Raw genomic sequence first — 20460 nt, 5'->3', positions numbered from 1 at the left:
TTTTCTAATAACTCCTGAAATAAGTTCTGAGTGTTTTTATTTTGACCGACTCAACTCCGCGCTTTAGTTTTCAGCTGGTCGCATGAGGCGGCTTATTGATTAAATGGAGGTTTAAATGGTCGATATAAAAGATTGCTCAGTAGCTCAAGTCGCATTTGATGATGCCATGCAGGATAAGTATTTCGAAGGCATTGCGGCAGAACTTAAAAACGTTGTGCCACGGGCGCGAACCAAGCGTTCCACCTCGATCCTGGGCGCAGTATCGAGTGATTCGTCAGCGCAAGGTGTGGGGGATTCGGTAGTAGGGCCCTCGCTGGTGGTGTTCGACCAGGCGCTTTCGGAGGACGACAGGCAGGATGCGCTGGACTGCCAGCAGTTTGCCGAAGCGGTGGTCCGGCGCCTGCCCAACGGAACCAGCAACGAAGACCGCTACTTGAAGTACAACGAGGCATTGTTGGCGGTGGGCTGGGTGACGGGAAGCTTCACCTACAAGAAATACGTCAGCAAACAGCTCACCATCACGATGAATGAAGCGATTTTGCAAGTGCTTGAGACGGTTGTTTCCGGTGGAGCAAGCAGCGTCCTGAACCTGGTGGCGTCGGGTTTCAGCAAGCTCAAGGGCGATAAGGACGCACTGAAGATTGTCGATGCCGGCAGCAAGAAAAACGACGTCGTCAGCTTCAAGGCTGTGCCTTGCATTACGACGCCAAGCGGCGGCATGTCCATGTTGATGGGAGGCCTGGACTTGGTGGACAAGGAATACAACGGCAACTTTCTATTTGTGACTTACAAGACCCAGGGTTTGCAGATTTTCCAGGGTGCCGGTGTGCGCAATTTCAATCGACGTGCATTCGAACGAAAGAAAAATATGATGTATGCCTACAACGACCAATTTGCCGATGGTCTTTTCAAGCAATTGACTGGTCAATAAGGCGGGCAGGCTTTGATCGATGTAACCGATTAAAGCACTGACTGTATGGGGTAAATATGCCTGCGTCTGTTAATGCTGTTGTAGTGGGTGGTTGTCTGTTGTCCTTTACCCAACAGGTAAACTCGCAAGACCAAGAGGATATACAGGACTGCCTGTTGTACGCGGAACTGGCGGCCAATGAGAAATACCCGGACCAAGTGTCGAGGAAGGTCTGGTTCGATTATTTTCAAGGGCGATTGCTCAAGGCGGGATGCAGGCTCAAGACCATCGTTCCGGCCGAGCCGATCCGGGTCACGAGTGTCCGACAATTGCTTGGCGCCAGTTACAGCGTGATTGGCCGCTTGGGCGTGGAGCGCTTGAGCCAGCTCCTCGAGGACACCTATCAGGCGTTGCGGCTGGATGAGTTTGCCTGGGACTTCTTTCGCGGCAATGTTGCCAATGGCGGCTCGGGTATCCTCAAGTGCGCGCCTTGCGAGCGGCTCGCTTCGGGTGAGGTGGTCGTCTGCCTGCTGGGCTTGCGCTACAGCGCGACCGTGATTGAAAGCGACTTTTTCCTGTGGCGCGAATTCGATCGAGAGCTGGCGATCATTCCCGATGGCGGGGTGTTTGTGTTCGACCGACGGGCGTTTGAAAACTACCGTAAACGGGTCCACGAGAAAATCGAAGCTTATTCAAACAAGGTGTTCGTGCGCAAACTCCAGTCCTGACTGAAAGGCTTTGCACGCCATAAACGACAAGGCCCTGTGATCGATGCGCAGGGCCTTGTTTTCGGGTTCGGACAAGCCGCCGCTTCAAGGCACCAGGTAGCCCCTGACCCCGGTGAAGATAATCTGCGCCGCCAGTGCACACACGAACAGCCCCATCAAGCGGCTGACAATCTGCAAGCCCTGGTCGCCGAGTATGCGTTCGATGCGGCTGGACAGATAAAGCACCACCCCCACGGTGAAGCTGGCCAGGGCAATGCTGACAATGGCGGTGAGCTTGTCGTCCCAGTGCGGCTGGCTCACGCCCATCACGAGCAAGGCACCTATGGTGCCGGGGCCGACGGTCAGCGGGATGGTCAGCGGGACGATAGTGACATCCTGCTGCACGTTGTCGGTCTGTACCGCCGATTTGCCTTGTGCCATCCCCAGCGCCGAGATGAACAGGACGCTACCGGCGCCAATGCGGAATGCGTCCACGGTAATGCCGAAAACACTGAAAATCACTCGGCCGAACAAGTACAGCAGAACGCTGGAGACCAGGGTGGCGACCGCTACTTTCCAGGCCAGCCGCCGCTGTTCCTTGCGCGAATAACCACGGGTCAGGCTGATGAAGCAGGACAACACGAAGAATGGGCTGTAGAGCACCAGCATCTTCAGGTAAACGCTGAACAACTCATGGAGCATGGTGCCGGGCTCACTGGCGAGGGAAGTCGAGGGGGAGTCTATCAGGGGTTGCGCAGTCTGTCGGCTCAGGACGTTTGGGTCGTTGCGCGATTCTGCTGGTCACGCTGGGCGACCCAGTGTTCGATCAATTCGCGCAACTGCGACAGTTCGACCGGCTTGGCCATGTGTCCGTCCATGCCGGCCTGACGCGCACGCTCTTTGTGTTCGGCCAGGATATGGGCGGTCAATGCCACCACGGGGGTACGGACCCGCTGGTTGCTGACTTCCCAGGCACGCAATTGCTGGGTGGCCGAGAAGCCGTCGAGGATCGGCATTTCGCAGTCCATCAGCACCAGGTCGTAGCGCTGGGCCTTCATCGCCTGCAAGGCTTCTTCGCCGTTGCAGGCGGTATCCGGTTGCAGGTTGAGCTTGCTCAGCATGCCGCGGATCACCTTGGTCGAAATGCTGTTGTCTTCGGCCACCAGAATGCGGAAGTCGCAGGGGACCTTGATCGGCAGAGCCGGGCCGCTTTGCACTGGGTGGGTGGCGACGAGACCTTTGTTGCGTTGGGTCAGTTCGTCGGCCAGGGTGGTCTTGAGGGTGTAGCCGGCCACCGGTTTGGCGAGGATGCGCTTGATCCCGGAGTTGCGCGCGATGATCTTGCTCGGCGCATTGCTGATGCCGGTGAGCATGATCAGCAGGATGTCATGGTTCAGGCTCGGATCTTCCTTGATTTTGGCCGCCAGTTGCATGCCGGTCATGCCGGGCATGTTCTGGTCCAGCAGGACCACATCGAAGTAATCGCGCAAATGAGCCTTGGTGCGCAGCAGTGCCAGCGCTTCCTTGCCGGAAGGCGCGGCGCTGACGTTCAGGCCCCAGGCGCTGCATTGCTGCACCAGCACCTTGCGGCAGGTGTCGTTGTCGTCCACCACCAATACCCGAGCACCTTGCAGCGGGCCGTCGAGATCGGAGGTCGGGTGTTCGAGGCGATCCGGGTCCAGTGGCAGGGTCAACCACAGAGTGCTGCCCTGGTTGCTGCCACTCTTGATCCCGAATTCTCCCTGCATCAAGCGGATCAGTTGGCGGGCAATCACCAGCCCCAGGTTGCCGCCCAGGTGGGTGGCCGAAAGAAAATGCCGGCTGTGCAGTTCGGCGTGCATCAGGGCGTCGCGCTCTTCAGCTTCCATGGGCTCGCCACTGTCCTGCACGGCGATACGCAGGCGTGGTTTGGTGTCGCGCTCGTCGAGCGCCACGACGATCAGGATTTCGCCTTCATCGGTTTTTTTCAGGGCGTTTTCAAGCAGGCTCAACAGCGTCTGGCGCAGACGTGTCGGATCACCGCTGATCACCCGCGGCACCTGTGGCTGGATGAAGCTGATCAACTCGACGTTTTGCTGCTCGGCCTTGGCGCGGAAGATACTCAGGCAGTCTTCGATCAGCGCGTTGAGGTCGAACTGCACATCGTCCAGTTCGATCTGCCCGGACTCGAGTCTGGAAATGTCGAGAATTTCGTTGATCAGTGTCAGCAGCTCGTTGCCGGCGCTGTGGATTGTCTGCACATAGTCGCGTTGCTTGACCGAAAGCGGCGTGCCCAGCAGCAGCTCGGTCATGCCGAGGACGCCGTTCATCGGGGTGCGGATCTCATGGCTGATCTTTGCCAGGAACTCGGCCTTGGCGTTGATCTCGGCGTTGCTGGCCGCCAGGTCGCGACTGATGCTGAAACGGTCTTCCATGATGCGGCGCTGGCGCTCGCTCAACGCAATGCTCATCAGCAGGCCGCTGATGCAGATGAGCACCAGCAATGTAGTGATCAGACCATGGGGTTCGATCAGGGTCAGCCCCAACAGGGCGGGCAGGATGACCAGTGTCCCGAGGTTGAACACCACCATGGCTGCCACGAAGAGGCGAGCCGGGCGATAACCTTTTTGCCAGTGATAGGCGCTGATGAACAGCATGGTCAGGCCTGCCAGGGCCACCAGGCCGTAGGTAATGAAGTTCAGCGGCAAGGTATTGACGAACAGCAGCATCAGGCCGCAAGCGGTGATGAGCAGGACCTCGCCGAGCAGCAACCGGTTCAGCGGATGTGGCCCGAGCGGGGAGAAGAAGCGATAGGCAAGCATCAGGCCGCCGGGCGCAGTCAGCAGCAATGCCAGGTAAGCCCCCGGCGTTTGCACTGCGTGCCAGTCCGGTAGCAAAGGGCCGGCGAGGTTCAGCAACAGCAGCAGGCTGAGCATCAACAGCCCTTCGCACGCTGCCAGCCAGAGGGCGCTGTGCGAGCGGGTGTAGGCGTAGCGGATGAGATTGTGCAGGATCAGCATGGCGATGCAACCGAACAGCAGGCCATAGATCAGCGTCTGGTTCTGGTTGGCAGCCGCGATGACCGCCGATTGCAGGGTGATGTAGGGCCGTAACTGGTGGTCGGAGGCCAGTCGCAGGTAGACGTCCAGGGGGCTGTCGCTTTGCGGCAGGGCCAGCATGAGGTCGCTGCCGGGTAATGGACGCTCGGATTGGGGCTGTTCGTTGCCTGTGCTGGATTGCTCGATCAGCCTGTCGCCGTCCAGTACGTACATGTTGAACTGGCGCAGGTCAGGCGCGAACACCCGCAGCAATTGTTCGTGTTTGCCGGGTGCAAGCCTGAATCGCAGCCATAACGCGCCATCGGGTTCGGCCGCGGTAATGCGGTCGAGTTCGATGGGGCTGAATTGATTGGTGTAACGAGCGGAACGGATATCGCTCAGTTGCAGGTCGCCCTGTTCGTCAAGCAATACCGCCCAGCCACTGCCTTGCGCGGCCTGGGCCGGTAGCATGCAGAGCAAGGTCAACAGCGTGACGGTTAAGCTTATGGCAATCCTGAGCCAGCGCACGGCGAAATCCCTTCTTAGGTTGATGCCAGAATATAACGATGCGCGGCGCCGGAATAGCCAGGCAAGGAATCGCGATCCCTGCCTGGCGTGGTGTTTACCTTATTCCTGACTTTCGCCGCGCTCGCGGGCAATGGCGCGGTAGCCAATGTCCTTGCGATAGAAACAGCCTTCCCAGTCAATCGTAGCCGCCAGCTTGTAGGCCTGCTGCTGTGCAGCGTCGACGCTGGCACCCATGGCTGTGGCGCACAACACCCGACCACCGGCCGTTACGACTTGACCGTCCTTGAGCGCAGTGCCGGCGTGGAAAACCTTGCCTTCCAGTGCGGCGGCTGCATCCAGCCCCTTGATGGCTGCGCCTTTGGCGTAGTCACCAGGATAGCCGCCAGCGGCCAGGACGATACCGACGCTAGGGCGTGGATCCCATTGTGCTTCTACTTTGTCCAGCGCCTGGGCCAGGGCGGCCTCGACCAGCAGCACCAGGCTCGACTGCAGGCGCAGCATTACCGGCTGGGTCTCAGGGTCGCCGAAGCGGCAGTTGAACTCGATGACTTTTGGGTTACCAGCCTTGTCGATCATCAGGCCGGCGTACAGGAAACCAGTATAGACGTTGCCTTCCTCGGCCATGCCGCGCACGGTCGGCCAGATCACCAGGTCCATGACGCGCTTGTGCACTTCGGCGGTGACCACTGGCGCCGGGGAGTAAGCACCCATGCCGCCGGTGTTCGGGCCGGTGTCGCCGTCACCGACGCGTTTGTGGTCCTGGCTGGTGGCCATCGGCAGCACGTTCTTGCCGTCGACCATGACGATGAAGCTGGCTTCTTCGCCGTCCAGGAACTCTTCGATGACCACACGCGAACCCGCATCGCCAAAGGCATTGCCCGCCAGCATGTCGCGCACGGCGTCTTCGGCTTCGGCCAGGGTCATGGCGACGATCACGCCTTTACCGGCGGCCAGGCCATCGGCCTTGATCACGATCGGAGCGCCTTTTTCACGCAGGTAAGCGAGGGCCGGTTCGATTTCGGTGAAATTCTGGTAGTCGGCAGTCGGGATCTTGTGGCGAGCCAGGAAGTCCTTGGTGAAGGCTTTCGAACCTTCAAGCTGTGCCGCGCCAGCGGTCGGACCGAAGCAATCGAGGCCACGGCTGCGGAACAGATCCACAACACCGGCAACCAGCGGCACTTCAGGGCCAACGATGGTCAGGGAAACGTTTTTCTCGGCAAAGTCTGCCAGTTGCTCAAGCGCCAGTACGTCGATGGCGACGTTCTCGCACTTGGCTTCGATGGCGGTACCGGCGTTGCCCGGAGCCACGAACACCTTCTGTACGCGCGGATCCTGAGCCACTTTCCAGGCCAGTGCGTGTTCACGGCCACCGCTGCCAATGATCAAAACATTCATTTCAAAAACCTCGGATGACGCTAATTCTGTTTTAGAGCCTAAAGCGCTTCACGCTATAGGAGGTCGCAATGAAGCCGGTAGATGCAAGGCGGAGTCGGCCTCGATGAGCGGAGTTGCCTTTTGGCAATGAGCATCATCGAGGTCGGCTCCAACGCAGCAGATGCCGGTTTCAGTGCGACCGTTGTCGGATCAGTGACGGAAGTGGCGCATGCCCGTAAAGACCATTGCGATACCGGCTTCGTCGGCAGCAGCAATCACTTCAGCATCACGCATCGAACCGCCTGGCTGGATCACGGCAGTCACGCCGGCCTTGGCCGCATTGTCCAGACCGTCGCGAAACGGGAAGAATGCGTCGGAAGCCATCACCGAACCGGCTACCTGCAAGCCGGCATGTTCTGCCTTGATCGCGGCGATACGCGCCGAGTTCACGCGGCTCATCTGGCCGGCGCCGACACCGATGGTCTGGCGATTCTTGGCGTAGACGATGGCGTTGGACTTCACGTACTTGGCGACTTTCCAGGCGAAGATCAGGTCGTTGATTTCCTGTTCGGTCGGTGCGCGCCTGGTCACCACTTTCAGGTCGTCGGCGCCGATCATGCCGATGTCGCGGCTCTGCACCAGCAGGCCACCGTTGACGCGTTTGTAGTCCCAGGCAGCGGCGCGGTCAGCCGACCACTCGCCGCAGGCCAGCAGGCGTACGTTGGCTTTGGCGGCGACAATGGCGCGGGCTTCTTCGCTGACGCTCGGGGCAATGATCACTTCGACGAACTGGCGTTCGACGATGGCCTTGGCGGTCTCGGCGTCCAGTTCGCGGTTGAAGGCGATGATGCCGCCGAACGCGGATTCGGTGTCGGTGGCGTAGGCCAGGTCGTAGGCCTTGCGGATGCCGCCTTCGGCGTCAGGGCTGACAGCCACGCCGCACGGGTTGGCGTGCTTGACGATCACGCAAGCCGGCTTGACGAAGCTCTTCACGCATTCCAGCGCGGCATCGGTGTCGGCCACGTTGTTGTACGACAGTTCCTTGCCTTGCAGTTGGGTCGCGGTGGCGATGCCGACTTCGGCAGGCTTGGCTTCCACGTAGAACGCCGCGCTCTGGTGCGGGTTCTCGCCGTAGCGCATTTCCTGGGCCTTGATGAACTGGCTGTTGAAGGTGCGCGGGAACTCGTTGCGACCTTCTGTGCTGAGGGTATCGGCAGCCTGGTTCACGGTGCCCATGTAGTTGGCGATCATGCCGTCGTAGGCGGCGGTGTGCTCGAAGGCCTTGAGCATCAGGTCGAAACGCTGAGCGTAGGTCAGGCCGCCGGCCTTGAGGTTTTCCAGGACGCTGGCGTAATCGCTGGCGTTGACCACGATGGCCACGTCCTTGTGGTTCTTGGCTGCGGAACGGACCATGGTCGGGCCGCCGATGTCGATGTTCTCGATGGCGGTCGGCAGGTCGCAGCCCGGCTTGCTGATGGTGGCTTCGAACGGGTACAGGTTGACCGCTACCAGGTCGATCGGCTTGATGCCGTGTTCGTTCATGATCGCGTCGTCGATACCGCGACGACCGAGGATCCCGCCGTGGATTTTCGGGTGCAGGGTCTTCACCCGGCCGTCCATCATTTCTGCGAAACCGGTGTAATCCGCGACTTCCACTGCGGCAACGCCGTTGTCCTGCAGCAGCTTGAACGTCCCGCCGGTGGAGAGGATCTCGACGCCCAGGGCTTCAAGCTCCTTGGCGAATTCGAGGATCCCGGTCTTGTCGGAAACGCTGATCAAAGCGCGGCGGATCGGCAGGCGGGTAGTCTGGTCGGTCATTTCAATTTCCATCAAAAGCAAAGGAGTCAGCAAAAAAGGCGACCGGTTTTACGCGGGCGCCTTTCTGGTTTGATTGAATGCTTACAGCAAATCGTACTGCTTGAGTTTCTTGCGCAGCGTGCCCCGGTTCAGCCCGAGCAGCTCGCTGGCCTTGGTCTGGTTGCCCTTGACGTAATTCATCACGCACTCGAGCAGGGGAGCCTCGACTTCGGAGAGCACCAGGTTGTACACATCCGTGACGGCAGCGCCCTCAAGGTGGGCGAAATAATTGTGCAGCGCCTTCTCGACACTCCCGCGAAGGGTCTGGCCTTCTTCGCTTGGCGTATTGAGGTGCTGTTTCAAATTCACGTTGTCGCTCACGGGTGTTGTTCCACTCACTAAAGTCTCGGTCATCATCGTCATGCGGCCACCCACTCTCCGTCCCCTGTCAGGCTCTTGTAACGCTCGGCGAAAAACGCCCGAACGTTGGCGCATTGTGTATCCGTACCATCCAAACGATTGAAGTGGGCGCGAAACTCCCTGGCGCCCGGCAGGGTTGCGAGATACCAGCCCACATGCTTTCGAGCAATGCGTACACCCATGACATCACCATAGAAGGCGTGCAGGGCAGCCAGATGCTCTAGCAGAATGCGTTCCACCTCGATCAGTTCCAGCACCGGGAGTTTCTCGCCGGTACGCAGGAAATGGTCGATCTCGCGAAAAATCCATGGCCGCCCCTGGGCAGCCCGGCCAATCAACAAACCATCGGCACCGGTCGCGTCGAGCACGTACCGGGCTTTTTCCGGCGAATCGATATCGCCGTTGGCGAAGACCGGAATCGACACCGCCTGCTTGATTGCGGCAATGGTGTCGTACTCGGCCTCACCGGTGTACAGGTCGGCACGGGTGCGGCCATGCACCGCCAGCGCCGTAATGCCTGCCTGTTCGGCAATCTTCGCCACCGTCAGGCCGTTCTTGTTGTCCCGGTCCCAGCCGGTCCGGATCTTCAGGGTAACCGGCACATCGACCGCAGCCACGACGGCCTGCAGGATCTCGGTTACCAGGGCTTCATCTTTCAACAGTGCGGAACCGGCAGCCTTGTTGCAGACTTTTTTGGCCGGACAGCCCATGTTGATATCAATAATCTGCGCGCCCATTTCAACGTTGGCACGGGCGGCGTCCGCCAGCATCTGCGCGTCTCCACCGGCGATCTGTACCGAGCGTGGCTCGGGATCACCTTCGTGGATCATGCGCATGCGCGATTTGCGGGTGTTCCACAAACTCATGTCGCTGGTGACCATTTCCGAGACGACCAGTCCCGCGCCCAAGCGCTTGCACAGCTGACGAAAGGGCTGGTCGGTGACACCCGCCATGGGGGCGAGAATCAAGCTGTTATGTAATGTGTATGGGCCGATGCGTACCGCCGACATAGGACTTCCCTGTTGTGGGGCCGGATCATTAGAGTTCGAAAAAGGGTTGGCATGATACCCGCTCTCGATGACTGGATAAAGGCTGAATTGAACAAATTCTGAACAGTTATTCTGTTATTACCCGTGGTTTGGTTTGCCAGGGGGAGTCAGAAAGCCGACGTTAATCCGGGAGCGATCAAGCGTTTCACTCCGGAGAGTGAAAGCTCAGACTGTAGTTCACGGCCTTGGCACCAGGGTCGAGAATGTCCAGGGCGATGTGGATCGGCGTTTGCGGAGGCATTTCCGCCATGCCTTCGAGATCGCCATTGAGGTACTCGCCGGGTTTGAAGCGGCGACTGGCGATCAGGTGGCCATTGAGGTCGGCGAAGCGCAGTTCCAGCAGCGGGAAGGGCTGGGAGAAGGGCGCGCGGTTATAGATGATCGCATCGACCACCAGTGCGCCATTGAAGTCGGGATGGCTGCGCACCACCAGGTTGCTGCTTTTGATTTTCGCGATGTCGACCTTGGAGGGCACGGTGCAGCCGATTTGCGGGCACAGTTGCTGGAACCACGGACGATATTGATCCTGTCGCGCCAGTTCGTCGAAATGGTAGGCAATGTACTGGCCGGCGAGGGCGCCAGCGGCAATCAGCACCAGCAGCAACCACAGCAGCCGCCGGCCCCAGGGCGAGCGGCGTTTTTGCCAGTCCAGTTGCAGCGGGTCGTCGGTCAGGTCTTGCAGCACTTCGGCACGCACGCCCGGCTCACTGCGTTCGCGCCGCTTGCGCAGCGGTTCGATCGAGGGCAGGTTGTCGTCGGATTCGCTCTCGTCGGCCGCCGACAGGCGTTCGTGGCTCAGTGGCGCATCGAGTGGGTCGTGCAGGCGTAAATGGGGTGGTTGCGGCTCGTCGTCGAGATCAACCGGTTCCAGAGACAGCGAAGGTTCGGTGCGTGAGGCTTTGCCCGGTTCGACCGTCGGCTCTGGCGATTCAAGGCTGTCGAACGGTTCGTCGACTTGCGCACGATCGGCCGCCGACTCACTGAACAGGCTGTCGGACCACGGCTCCTCGTCATCCTGCCCGGTGCTGTCGCGACGGGCGCTCAGCGAGTCGTCGCGATGGCGGCCGAGCTCGGTGGCCGGCTGGATTTCCCGCTGTTCGAGCCGGGCGAGTTCTTCGTCGAGGTCGAGACTGTCCAGATCCAGCTCGGTCGCGCTCCATTGCTTTTGGCTGATGGCGCGCGGCGGCGATGGTTCGAGGGGCTGGGCAGGCTGTACAGGCGGGAGCGGCGTCGCAACCGCTGGTTCCTTGCCGGCCTGCTCGAGCAACTGCCTGGCGGCATTGAACACCTGCAGACAGGAGCCGCAGCGAACCACCCCGCGAGCCACGCTCAACTGGGCATGGCTGACGCGGAAGCTGGTTTGGCAATGCGGGCACTGGGTGACGAAGCTATCGGTCATGCGGCGATCCGGATTATGCAGGCAGCCATTCTAGCGCCGACGGCCAGTGATGCGCACCCAACCATCGCGATTGGCGATCGGATCCAGATCGAAGTCCTTGGCGTAGGCGGCAGCGACTTCGTCACCTTGTTCGGCGAGGATGCCCGACAGCGCCAGGCGCCCGCCGGACTTGACCAGGCCGGACAGCTGCGGCGCCAGGGAAACCAGCGGGCCGGCGAGAATGTTGGCCACCAGCACGTCGGCCTGCACTTGCGGCAAATCTTCCGGCAGGTACAGCGGGAACAGGTGTTCGGCGATGTTGTTGCGCCCGGCATTGTCGCGGGAGGCTTCCAGCGCCTGCACGTCGATGTCGGTGCCCACGGCTTCCCTGGCGCCCAGCAACAGCGCGGCGATCGCCAGGATCCCCGAACCGCAGCCGAAGTCCAGCACGTTGCAGTCCTTCAGGTCCTGGCCGTCAAGCCATTCCAGGCACAACGCGGTGGTCGGGTGGGTGCCGGTGCCGAACGCCAGGCCCGGGTCCAGCAGCAAATTCACGGCATCCGGTTCCGGCGCGGCGTGCCAGCTCGGCACGATCCACAGGCGCTGGCCGAAACGCATTGGCTGGAAATTGTCCATCCAGCTGCGTTCCCAGTCCTGGTCTTCGATCACTTCGCTGTGGTGCTCGGGCAGCGGGCTGCCGGTCAACAGCTCCAGATGGGCCAGTACCGGGCCGGGCTCGGTGCCACCTTCGAACAGGGCCAGCAGGTGAGTGTGGGACCACAGCGGCGTGGTGTTGAGTTCCGGCTCGAAGATCGGCTGATCTTCGGCGTCCATGAAGGTCACCGACACGGCGCCCACTTCAAGGAAAGCGTCTTCATAGGTTTCGGCTTGTTCTGGGCTGATGGCGAGACGTACTTGCAGCCAAGGCATGGCGGGCACCTTTGAAAAATGTTGATTGCAGCCTAGCGGGCTGCGAGAAGCGCGCAAGTTTACGCGAGCGCGGGGCTTTTGTGGGATTGGCTCGCTGTGATGCCGCTTGTAGCAGCTGGCGAAGCCTGCGTTCGGCTGCGCAGCAGTCGTGAATTCAGGTAGACCTCGCACTCAGGTTTTACGACTGCTGCGCAGCCGAACGCAGGCTTCGCCAGCTGCTACATGGGTTGTTGCAATGTCCAGAAACAACAAAGCCGCCCGAAGGCGGCTTTGTTTTGTGCCAGCTAAAGCTTAGTGCTTTTCGCCAGCCAGCTTGTGCTCGAGGTAGTGAATGTTCACGCCCCCTTTGCAGAAGCCTTCATCGCGGGTCAGGTCGCGGTGCAGCGGGATGTTGGTCTTGATCCCGTCGACCACGATTTCGTCCAGCGCATTGCGCATGCGCGCCATGGCTTCGTCGCGGGTTGCGCCGTAGGTGATCAGCTTGCCGATCAACGAATCGTAGTTCGGCGGAACGGCATAGCCACTGTACAGGTGCGAGTCGACGCGAACGCCGTTGCCGCCTGGGGCGTGGAAATGCTTGACCGTGCCCGGGCTCGGCATGAAGGTTTTCGGGTCTTCGGCGTTGATCCGGCATTCCAGCGCGTGACCACGGATGACCACGTCATCCTGGGTGAACGACAGCTTGTTGCCGGCGGCGATGCTGAGCATCTCCTTGACGATGTCGATGCCGGTGACCATTTCCGAAACCGGGTGCTCTACCTGGACACGAGTGTTCATCTCGATGAAGTAGAAGCGACCGTTTTCGTACAGGAACTCGAAAGTACCTGCGCCACGGTAGCCGATGTCGATGCACGCCTTGACGCAGCGTGCGAGGACTTCCTCACGTGCGTTCTCGTCGATGCCCGGTGCCGGCGCTTCTTCAAGAACCTTCTGGTGACGGCGCTGCAGCGAGCAGTCGCGGTCGCCCAGATGGATAGCGTGGCCCTGGCCATCGGAAAGTACCTGGACTTCCACGTGACGTGGGTTGGTCAGGAATTTTTCCAGATAAACCATCGGGTTGCCGAACGCTGCGCCCGCTTCGGAGCGGGTCAGTTTCGCCGAGGAAATCAGGTCTTCTTCCTTGTGTACAACGCGCATGCCACGACCACCGCCGCCGCCAGCGGCTTTGATGATCACCGGGTAGCCAACTTCGCGACCAATGCGCAGAGCGGTTTCTTCGTCTTCCGGCAACGGGCCGTCAGAGCCCGGAACGGTCGGTACGCCAGCAGCGATCATGGCGTGCTTGGCCGATACCTTGTCGCCCATCAGGCGAATGGTTTCGGCTTTCGGGCCAATGAACGCGAAGCCGGATTTCTCGACCTGTTCGGCGAAGTCGGCGTTTTCCGCAAGGAAGCCGTAGCCCGGGTGAATGGCGGTGGCGCCAGTCACTTCGGCCGCGGCGATGATTGCCGGAATGTGCAGGTAGGAGTGGGCGGCCGATGCCGGACCGATGCAGACGGATTCGTCTGCCAGGCCCAGGTGCATCAGTTCCTTGTCAGCCTTGGAGTAAACGGCGACGGTCTTGATGCCCATCTCTTTGCAGGCGCGCAGGATCCGCAGGGCGATCTCACCGCGGTTGGCGATCAGAACTTTTTCCAACTTCGCAGTCATCAAAGGCTCTCCGCGGTTCAAACGATGGTGAACAGCGGTTGGTCGTACTCAACCGGCTGGCCGTCTTCGACGAGGATGGATTCGATCACACCGCTGGTTTCAGCTTCGATGTGGTTCATCATCTTCATGGCTTCAACGATGCACAGGGTGTCGCCTTTCTTCACGGTCTGGCCGACTTCTACGAAGGACGGCGAGGTTGGCGAAGACTTGCGATAGAACGTACCGACCATCGGCGAACGGGCAACGGCACCGTTCAGTGCTGGAGCGGCGGCGGCAGGTGCAGCAGCGGCAGCCGGAGCGGCGGCAGCGGCAGGCGCGGCAACCGGAGCAGGCATTGGAGCCGGCGCGTAGTACTGCTGAGCCGGGGTCTTGCTATGACGGCTGATGCGTACGGACTCTTCGCCTTCCTTGATCTCGAGCTCGTCGATGCCGGACTCTTCCAGCAATTCGATCAGTTTCTTAACTTTACGGATATCCATGAATCATCAACTCCCAAGGGTCGGTCAGGGGCGTTTAACGCTTGTTGTTCAAGCTGTTGCCTGTCTTTCAAGCTGCTCTAGGGCGGCCTCCAGGGCCAGTCGATAACCGCTGGCGCCAAGGCCGCAGATCACTCCCACCGCTACGTCGGAGAAGTAAGAGTGATGGCGGAAAGGTTCGCGTTTGTGCACGTTAGACAAATGCACTTCGATGAATGGGATGCTCACAGCCAGCAGCGCGTCACGTAATGCGACACTTGTATGTGTAAAAGCTGCTGGGTTGATCAGAATGAAGTCCACGCCTTCGCTGCTGGCAGCGTGGATGCGGTCGATCAATTCGTACTCGGCATTGCTTTGCAGGTGCAGCAAATGGTGACCGGCTTCGCGGGCACGGCGTTCCAGATCCTGGTTGATCTGCGCCAGCGTCGTGGCGCCGTAGGTGCCCGGTTCGCGAGTGCCGAGCAAGTTCAGGTTGGGTCCGTGCAGAACCAGTAGGGTCGCCATCGGCTGTTCCTTTATTTTCCGTGAGCAATTGTCAGAACCCGGCGACTATGCCGCAAAGCCTTTGTGACTGTCCAGTTCTCTGCAATAGCCAGCACGATGACCGATGTTTGCGCGAAATATATGACTGCTTGATTAAATTTGGTCATTCGCCCTGGTAACACGTTCGGCGAAGTCTTTGGCATTGATCTCACCGATCACCCGCACCTCGGCACGTTCGACGCCGTCCTTGCCAAAAAACATCAGCGCTGGAGGACCGAACAAGTGGTAGCGGTCGAGCAGGGCGCGTTGTTCGGCATTGCTGGCGGTGATGTCGAAGCGGATCAGTCGGTAACCCTTGAGGCGTTCGACGACGATCGGGTCGTCCAGCACCTCATGCTCGATGACTTTGCAGCTGATGCACCAGTCGGCGTACCAGTCGAGCAGCAGCGGTGTGCCGGATGATCGGGCGTCGGCGAGTGCGCGGTCCAGATCGGCCGGCGTGCTGACGGTTTGCCAGGCGCTGGTGTTTTGCACGGGTCCGCTGTTGTCGACGGTGCGGGGCTGGCCAATCGGGTTGAGCGGGTCGGTCTGGCCGCTGAAGGCGCCATACCAGCAAGCCAGCGCGTAAAACAGCAAAAACATGCCGAGCAATTGGCCCAGGCGTTTGCGCGGTGGTTTATAGACGAACTCCAGCGCCCCCATGAACAAGCCGACACCGCCGGCCAGCAAACCGATCAGCAGCAAGGTGACCTGACCCGGAAGGACGCGGCCGAGCAGCCCGACGGCCAACCCGAGCAACAACACACCTATCGCGTTTTTCACGTAGACCAGCCACGGACCGCTTTTCGGCAGCCAGGCTGCGCCACCGGTGGCCACCAGCAACAGCGGAGCACCCATGCCGAGGCCGAGCATGAACAGTTTCAGGCCACCGCCCAGCGCATCGCCACTGGCACTGATGTACAGCAGCGCACCGGCCAATGGCGCCGAAACACAGGGTGAAACCAGCAAGCTGGAGACCACGCCCAACACCGCGGCGCCCCACAGTGATCCGCCTTTGGTACGACCGGCGATGCGGTCCAGGCGACTGCTGATGGCGTGCGGCAATTTGAGTTCGAATACACCGAACATCGCCAATGCAAACACGGCGAAAAACATCGCGAACGGCACCAGCACCCAGGCCGATTGCAGCCGCGCCTGTAGATTGAGCTGGGCACCGAACAGCCCCATCAGCGCACCGAGCAGGGCAAAGCAGGCAGCCATCGGCAGCACATAGGCCAGAGACAGATTGAAACCGCGCCAGCCACCCACCTGGCCGCGTAGCACCACGCCGGACAGGATCGGCAGCATGGGCAGCACGCAGGGCGTGAACGTCAGGCCCAGGCCCGCGAGGAAAAACAACGCCAGTTCGCGCCAGCTCCATGGATAAACCGGCGCCGGAGCGCCGCTGCCGTCGATGCTCAGGCGCTCGGTTTCCGGCGGATAGCACAGGCCTTTGTCGGCGCAACCCTGATAGGTCACGGCCAGGGTGAAGGCGCGTTGATCGGTGCGCGGCAACTCGACGTCGAGAATGCCGTGGTAGACCTCGACGTCGCCGAAGTATTCATCGTGCTTTTTCTGACCGTCGGGCAGTTTTGCCGGGCCGAGGACAACATCGGCTGGATCGGCGTGAAACTGAAAACGGTGGCGGTAGAGGTAATAACCTTCGGTGGCGACGAAGCGCAGCTTGATCGATTGGGGCGTGCTTTCTACCAGACTCAGTTGGAAGGCTTCGCGCACCGGCAGGAAATCGGCGCTGTTGTTGATCGAGCCCAAGGTGGAGCTGGGGCGGTTCTCCAGCAAGCCGGTGGCGCTGGCCGGCAGGGCGAACACTAAAAACAGCAGGCAGAGCAGACGGCGCATGACGATCTCGCGTATCGGAATTGGGGGGATGATAGCGGACAGTGGCCAGGCGTGCAGAGCAGGAGTCTTGCTGTGAATGTTCTGACGCCATCGCGAGCAGGCTCGCTCCCACAGGGACAACATTCCAATGTGGGAGCGAGCTTGCTCGCGATGGCGGTGTGTCAGACGCGAAAAGCTTGAACGGCGGTGTGCAATCGCCCACCCAGCACCAGCAAATTCTCCCCTTGCTCACGGCCTTCGCCAATGCGCAGCAGGTTATCCCCGCCCAACTGATGAATTCGCTCACTGTGGTCACGGATCTCGCTGACAGCGCCGCTTTGCTGGGCGGTGACATCGGCGATGCGCACTGCCGTGTCGGAAATGGTCTGGATCGCCCCGACGATTTTATCCAGCGCGCCATCGGCGGCCTGGGCCTGGTTGGCCGTGGCTTCGGCGTGTTCGACCTGGGCACGCATGCCTTCCACCGATTGCCGCGCAGCGGTTTGCAGTCCTGCGATCAGCGTCTGGATTTCTGCGGTGGCCCCGGCAGTACGTTGCGCCAGTGAGCGAACCTCTTCCGCCACCACCGCAAAGCCTCGTCCCATTTCCCCGGCGCGGGCCGCTTCGATGGCCGCGTTCAAGGCCAGCAGATTGGTCTGGTCGGCAATTGAGCGGATCACCGTCAACACGCCGCCAATGGTGGCCGACTCTTCGGCCAGGTGTTCGATCATCTGCGCATTGCCTTGCACTTCTCCCACCAGTGCATGCAGGCCGGTGAGGCTCAGGCCGATGACTTTCTGTCCGTGCTCCACGGCCAGGCCGGCGTGGCGGCTGGCGTCGGCAGCCTGGCTGGCATCGCCGGCGACTTGCTGAATGGTCGCTTCCAGCTCGCTGAGGGAGTCGCGGATCAGCGCCGTATCGCCGGCCTGATGCTCGGCGCCGCTATGCAGGTCGTTGCTCAGATCGGCCAGGGTGCGGCTGCTGCCGGCCACTTGCTCGGCATTGAGGCGAATGGTCCCCACCAGGTCCACCAGATACGCGCGCAAGCGGTTGAGCGAGGCTTCAATGTCATGCAATTCGCGGTTGGTGTTGCCCAGTTGAATGTCGCGGCTGAAGTCACCTTCGGCCCAGGTCGACAGGGCCGGGGCAAGGTTGGTCAGGGTCCGGGCCAGTTTGCGTTGCAGGGTGTCGATCAGCAGCGCGATCAACAGGATCAAGCCGATCATCACGCCTTGCATCAGCCGCACTTCACCCTGGATCTGCCCGTGCTGGGCGCGTACCACCGGTTCCAGTCCGGCGATGGCCTGTTGCACGTCGGCGATTTTCAAGTGCGTCGCGGAGCTGAGGTCGGCGCGTTTGCGGATTTGATCGCGGGTGCGCGAGAGTTCGGCCGGGTAGCGGGTGAGCAGGCTGTTGAGCTCGCGCTTGAGGCCGACGCCAGCATCTTCGGCGACGGTTTTTTCCTTGTTCTCAAGGCCCATCATCGAGGCGAAGTCATCGGTGTTCGATTCGCTGCTGGTGGTCACGCCCAGCAACGGCAGGGCGTCCAGTTTTTCGGCCTGGGTACGGATGTTGGCGACTTCGCGTTCGACATCGGCGGCCAGTTCACTGCGGCCGCTGCTGACCAATTTGTCCCGCGCCAGCGACAATTTGCCCAAGTGCTGCGACGCGGTGAGCAGCGGCGTCAGGTAGGTCGCATTACCGCTGGCGTACTGGCTGAGCTGATCGAGGCTGGCACTCAGTTCCCGTTCGGCCTGCAGCAGCAAGGCCTGCGGGTCGCCTGCCAGTTTGCCGGCGGCCAGCAGGTCGGTTTTGCTGAATTCTTCAAGGGTCGACAGGCTGGGACGCAACGTCTCGGCCAAGGCCGGTGGCAATTCGCCGAGCTGTTTTTGCAGGCTGTCGATGCCTTGGGCGGCACTGCTCAGGCGCAGTGCATCGCCGCTGCCAAGATAATCCTCGATGCTGCGGGCGACTTCATTCTGAAATTGCTGCGACAGGCCCAGGTAGCGCTCCATTAATAGATACGGACGCTCAAGGGCTTTCTGCGACCACCACAGCGTAGCGCCGAGGGCCACGCACACGGCCACCAGAAGGAGGGTATTGAGATTGGTCAGCAGCTTCAGGCGCATTACGGACTACCAACGGCAGAAATGGTAAGTGCCTGAAGTTATTGCGTTTCTGTTACAGGGTTATGACCGTATCGGTCGATTCCGATAAAAAAGTGGCACTTTGCTTTGATGTGCGAGCGGCCTGTACGCGATTGCGTCCGCCACCCTTGGCACGGTACAGCGCCTCGTCTGCCTGGCTGGCCATCATCAGGCTGTCAGAGCTTTCGCATAACTCCACCACCCCGGCACTGAAGGTGCACCACAGATCCTGGGGTTGCGCGGGGTAGTGAATCTCGGCAAAACGCTGACGGATTTCATCGAGCACGTTGTAGGCCGCTTCGATATCGGTGTCCGGCATGACGATGGCGAATTCTTCGCCACCGTATCGGCCGATGAAGTCGGTTTTGCGCAGGCGTTGCTTGAGAAACAGCGCCAGGCTCTTGATCACCCGGTCGCCCATGGGGTGGCCGTGGCTGTCATTGACCCGTTTGAAGTGGTCGATGTCGAGCATGGCAAAGCTCAGCGGCTTGCTTTCGCGGCGGGCGCGGAACGAGCAGTCTTCGAGCAATTGCAGGATATGCGTGTGGTTGTACAGGCCGGTGAGGCTGTCGCGGACCATCCGTGCCTTGAGATTGCGGGCCCTTGCTGCGCGGTTGCGCACGGTGGTGATCAGGTGCCGGGGCTTGATCGGTTTGGTCAGGAAGTCATCGCCGCCCTCGCTCATGGCGTCGAGCTGCTTGTCCAGGTCGTCTTCGGCCGACAGGTAAATGATCGGCACGCTGACATAGCGGTCGTTGTGACGGATCACTTTGGCCAATTCCGTACCGGTGCAGGCCGGCATGTACATGTCGAGGATGATCAGGTCCGGCTGGAAGTCCGCCAGTTCGGCCATGGCCTGGATCGGTTCGATCAATGTCCGGGTGACGATCCCGGCGCTGTTGAGCAGGCGCTCGGTATGCAGGGCCTGGGCGCGGGAGTCGTCGATGATCAGCACTTTATAAGGTTCGTACTGGGCGACGCAGGTCAGGACTTCGATTTTCTCCAGCAGGCTCGACGCTTCGAGGGTGCCGGTGAGGAACTCCTGGCCACCGGCACGCACGGCGGCGAGGCGGGTCGGTGTGTCGGTTTCGTGCAGGCTGAAGAACAGCAGCGGCAAGCGGTGGTCCAGGCCGTCCTGGGCTTCGGCGGCCAGTTTCAGGCCGACACCGGGGCCGCTGAAATCCACGTCCATGACAATCGCCGCCGGCAGGCGCTCGACCATCGATGAGCGAAACGCGTCTACGCTGTCCAGGGACTGGGCGCTGAGCCCGAAGAATTCCAGTTGCTTGGCCAGGCGTTCGGCACGGTCGTGATCCTGCAGCATTATGTAGATGGGCTTGCGCAGCGGTGGCAGGAAGGTTTGATCTAGCTGATCGCCATGGCGCAGGCCGGTGCGCGACAGGCGCTGCATCAAGCGATTGAGGTCGGTGATCAGGCCGCTGCTCAGGCGTCCGCGATTGGCGTCGACAGCCTCCAGGGACTGACCGATGTGGTGGGCCAGTTGTGTGTGTTCCGGTTGCTCGAAACGCTCGGCGAAACGCAGCAGGCGCAGATTGGCCTCGCTCAGTTCCGACAGGTCGGCGGTGGACCACTCACTGCGTTGCAGGCGCTGCCATATCTCAAGAATCTGACGAGCCTGATGAATTACCCGCTGGGCAAAGTGGTGCTTGAGGCGCTCGCGGCTGGGGTCTTCTGGCTCGGTCATATCCTGACTAC

16 protein-coding genes are annotated in these 20460 nt (G+C 60.7%); 2 read left to right on the top strand and 14 right to left on the bottom strand.

Features of this window, described 5'->3' with window-relative positions:
• Positions 1-115: 115 nt before the first annotated feature.
• Positions 116-931: a hypothetical protein gene (locus AB4Z35_RS02615; RefSeq protein ID WP_442095925.1), complete on the top strand. Its 816-nt coding sequence runs from the start codon at positions 116-118 to the stop codon at positions 929-931.
• A gap of 155 nt (positions 932-1086) precedes the next feature.
• Positions 1087-1638 carry a hypothetical protein gene (locus AB4Z35_RS02610; protein WP_442095924.1) on the top strand — a complete coding sequence of 184 codons (552 nt, stop codon included), beginning with the start codon at positions 1087-1089 and terminating at the stop codon, positions 1636-1638.
• 84 nt (positions 1639-1722) lie between these two features.
• On the opposite strand, the gene AB4Z35_RS02605 is transcribed toward AB4Z35_RS02610, so the two are convergent.
• The 14 genes from AB4Z35_RS02605 to gcbA all read right to left on the bottom strand — a co-directional run bounded on the left by AB4Z35_RS02605 (position 1723) and on the right by gcbA (position 20449).
• A complete protein-coding gene (locus tag AB4Z35_RS02605; protein ID WP_007994238.1) occupies positions 1723-2319 on the bottom strand; it encodes a MarC family protein in 597 nt (198 codons plus the stop codon).
• 65 nt (positions 2320-2384) lie between these two features.
• Positions 2385-5162 carry a response regulator gene (locus AB4Z35_RS02600; RefSeq protein ID WP_442095923.1) on the bottom strand — a complete coding sequence of 926 codons (2778 nt, stop codon included), beginning with the start codon at positions 5160-5162 and terminating at the stop codon, positions 2385-2387.
• A 99-nt stretch (positions 5163-5261) separates the two neighbouring features.
• On the bottom strand, positions 5262-6557 hold the full coding sequence (gene purD, locus AB4Z35_RS02595) for a phosphoribosylamine--glycine ligase (protein ID WP_108230359.1): 1296 nt from the start codon (positions 6555-6557) through the stop codon (positions 5262-5264).
• Between the two features lie 189 nt (positions 6558-6746).
• Positions 6747-8354, bottom strand: a complete 1608-nt coding sequence (gene purH, locus AB4Z35_RS02590; protein WP_442095922.1) for a bifunctional phosphoribosylaminoimidazolecarboxamide formyltransferase/IMP cyclohydrolase — start codon at positions 8352-8354, stop codon at positions 6747-6749.
• A gap of 81 nt (positions 8355-8435) precedes the next feature.
• Entirely contained in the window at positions 8436-8756 is a 321-nt protein-coding gene (gene fis, locus AB4Z35_RS02585; RefSeq protein ID WP_007907419.1) for a DNA-binding transcriptional regulator Fis, read from the bottom strand.
• Positions 8753-9763 carry a tRNA dihydrouridine synthase DusB gene (gene dusB, locus AB4Z35_RS02580; RefSeq protein ID WP_442095921.1) on the bottom strand — a complete coding sequence of 337 codons (1011 nt, stop codon included), beginning with the start codon at positions 9761-9763 and terminating at the stop codon, positions 8753-8755. Before dusB ends, fis begins: the two co-directional genes overlap by 4 nt.
• 184 nt (positions 9764-9947) lie before the next feature.
• Positions 9948-11201, bottom strand: coding sequence for a DUF3426 domain-containing protein (locus AB4Z35_RS02575; protein ID WP_442095920.1), 1254 nt, complete (start codon positions 11199-11201; stop codon positions 9948-9950).
• Positions 11202-11231: 30 nt separating this feature from the next.
• A complete protein-coding gene (gene prmA / locus AB4Z35_RS02570) occupies positions 11232-12110 on the bottom strand; it encodes a 50S ribosomal protein L11 methyltransferase (protein ID WP_442095919.1) in 879 nt (292 codons plus the stop codon).
• A 291-nt stretch (positions 12111-12401) separates the two neighbouring features.
• Positions 12402-13760, bottom strand: coding sequence for an acetyl-CoA carboxylase biotin carboxylase subunit (gene accC, locus AB4Z35_RS02565; protein WP_429366255.1), 1359 nt, complete (start codon positions 13758-13760; stop codon positions 12402-12404).
• Between the two features lie 17 nt (positions 13761-13777).
• Complete coding sequence (gene accB, locus AB4Z35_RS02560) at positions 13778-14239, bottom strand: acetyl-CoA carboxylase biotin carboxyl carrier protein (RefSeq protein WP_322615668.1); 462 nt, start codon at positions 14237-14239, stop codon at positions 13778-13780.
• Positions 14240-14287: 48 nt separating this feature from the next.
• On the bottom strand, positions 14288-14740 hold the full coding sequence (gene aroQ, locus AB4Z35_RS02555; protein ID WP_007994226.1) for a type II 3-dehydroquinate dehydratase: 453 nt from the start codon (positions 14738-14740) through the stop codon (positions 14288-14290).
• Positions 14741-14872: 132 nt separating this feature from the next.
• Entirely contained in the window at positions 14873-16618 is a 1746-nt protein-coding gene (locus AB4Z35_RS02550; RefSeq protein WP_442095918.1) for a protein-disulfide reductase DsbD, read from the bottom strand.
• Positions 16619-16779: 161 nt separating this feature from the next.
• Complete coding sequence (locus AB4Z35_RS02545) at positions 16780-17823, bottom strand: methyl-accepting chemotaxis protein (protein ID WP_442096124.1); 1044 nt, start codon at positions 17821-17823, stop codon at positions 16780-16782.
• A 955-nt stretch (positions 17824-18778) separates the two neighbouring features.
• Positions 18779-20449 carry a diguanylate cyclase GcbA gene (gcbA, locus tag AB4Z35_RS02540; RefSeq protein WP_442095917.1) on the bottom strand — a complete coding sequence of 557 codons (1671 nt, stop codon included), beginning with the start codon at positions 20447-20449 and terminating at the stop codon, positions 18779-18781.
• Positions 20450-20460 lie beyond the last annotated feature (11 nt).

This window comes from Pseudomonas sp. KB_15, from assembly GCF_052114525.1.
In the GTDB taxonomy this organism is placed as follows: Bacteria; Pseudomonadota; Gammaproteobacteria; order Pseudomonadales; family Pseudomonadaceae; genus Aquipseudomonas.
Note: the sequence above shows the minus strand (reverse complement) of the source record. Positions and strands in the feature narration are given on the sequence as shown.

Bases quoted from the DNA above. Each gene is read 5' to 3' on its own strand.
- AB4Z35_RS02575 (WP_442095920.1), bottom strand. From the start codon at position 11,201: ATGACCGATAGCTTCGTCACCCAGTGCCCGCATTGCCAAACCAGCTTC.
- dusB (WP_442095921.1), bottom strand. From the start codon at position 9,763: ATGTCGGCGGTACGCATCGGCCCATACACATTACATAACAGCTTGATT.
- AB4Z35_RS02605 (WP_007994238.1), bottom strand. From the start codon at position 2,319: ATGCTCCATGAGTTGTTCAGCGTTTACCTGAAGATGCTGGTGCTCTAC.
- prmA (WP_442095919.1), bottom strand. From the start codon at position 12,110: ATGCCTTGGCTGCAAGTACGTCTCGCCATCAGCCCAGAACAAGCCGAA.
- AB4Z35_RS02615 (WP_442095925.1), top strand. From the start codon at position 116: ATGGTCGATATAAAAGATTGCTCAGTAGCTCAAGTCGCATTTGATGAT.
- purH (WP_442095922.1), bottom strand. From the start codon at position 8,354: ATGACCGACCAGACTACCCGCCTGCCGATCCGCCGCGCTTTGATCAGC.
- accC (WP_429366255.1), bottom strand. From the start codon at position 13,760: ATGACTGCGAAGTTGGAAAAAGTTCTGATCGCCAACCGCGGTGAGATC.
- purD (WP_108230359.1), bottom strand. From the start codon at position 6,557: ATGAATGTTTTGATCATTGGCAGCGGTGGCCGTGAACACGCACTGGCC.
- AB4Z35_RS02550 (WP_442095918.1), bottom strand. From the start codon at position 16,618: ATGCGCCGTCTGCTCTGCCTGCTGTTTTTAGTGTTCGCCCTGCCGGCC.
- fis (WP_007907419.1), bottom strand. From the start codon at position 8,756: ATGACGATGATGACCGAGACTTTAGTGAGTGGAACAACACCCGTGAGC.
- accB (WP_322615668.1), bottom strand. From the start codon at position 14,239: ATGGATATCCGTAAAGTTAAGAAACTGATCGAATTGCTGGAAGAGTCC.
- aroQ (WP_007994226.1), bottom strand. From the start codon at position 14,740: ATGGCGACCCTACTGGTTCTGCACGGACCCAACCTGAACTTGCTCGGC.
- gcbA (WP_442095917.1), bottom strand. From the start codon at position 20,449: ATGACCGAGCCAGAAGACCCCAGCCGCGAGCGCCTCAAGCACCACTTT.
- AB4Z35_RS02545 (WP_442096124.1), bottom strand. From the start codon at position 17,823: ATGATCGGCTTGATCCTGTTGATCGCGCTGCTGATCGACACCCTGCAA.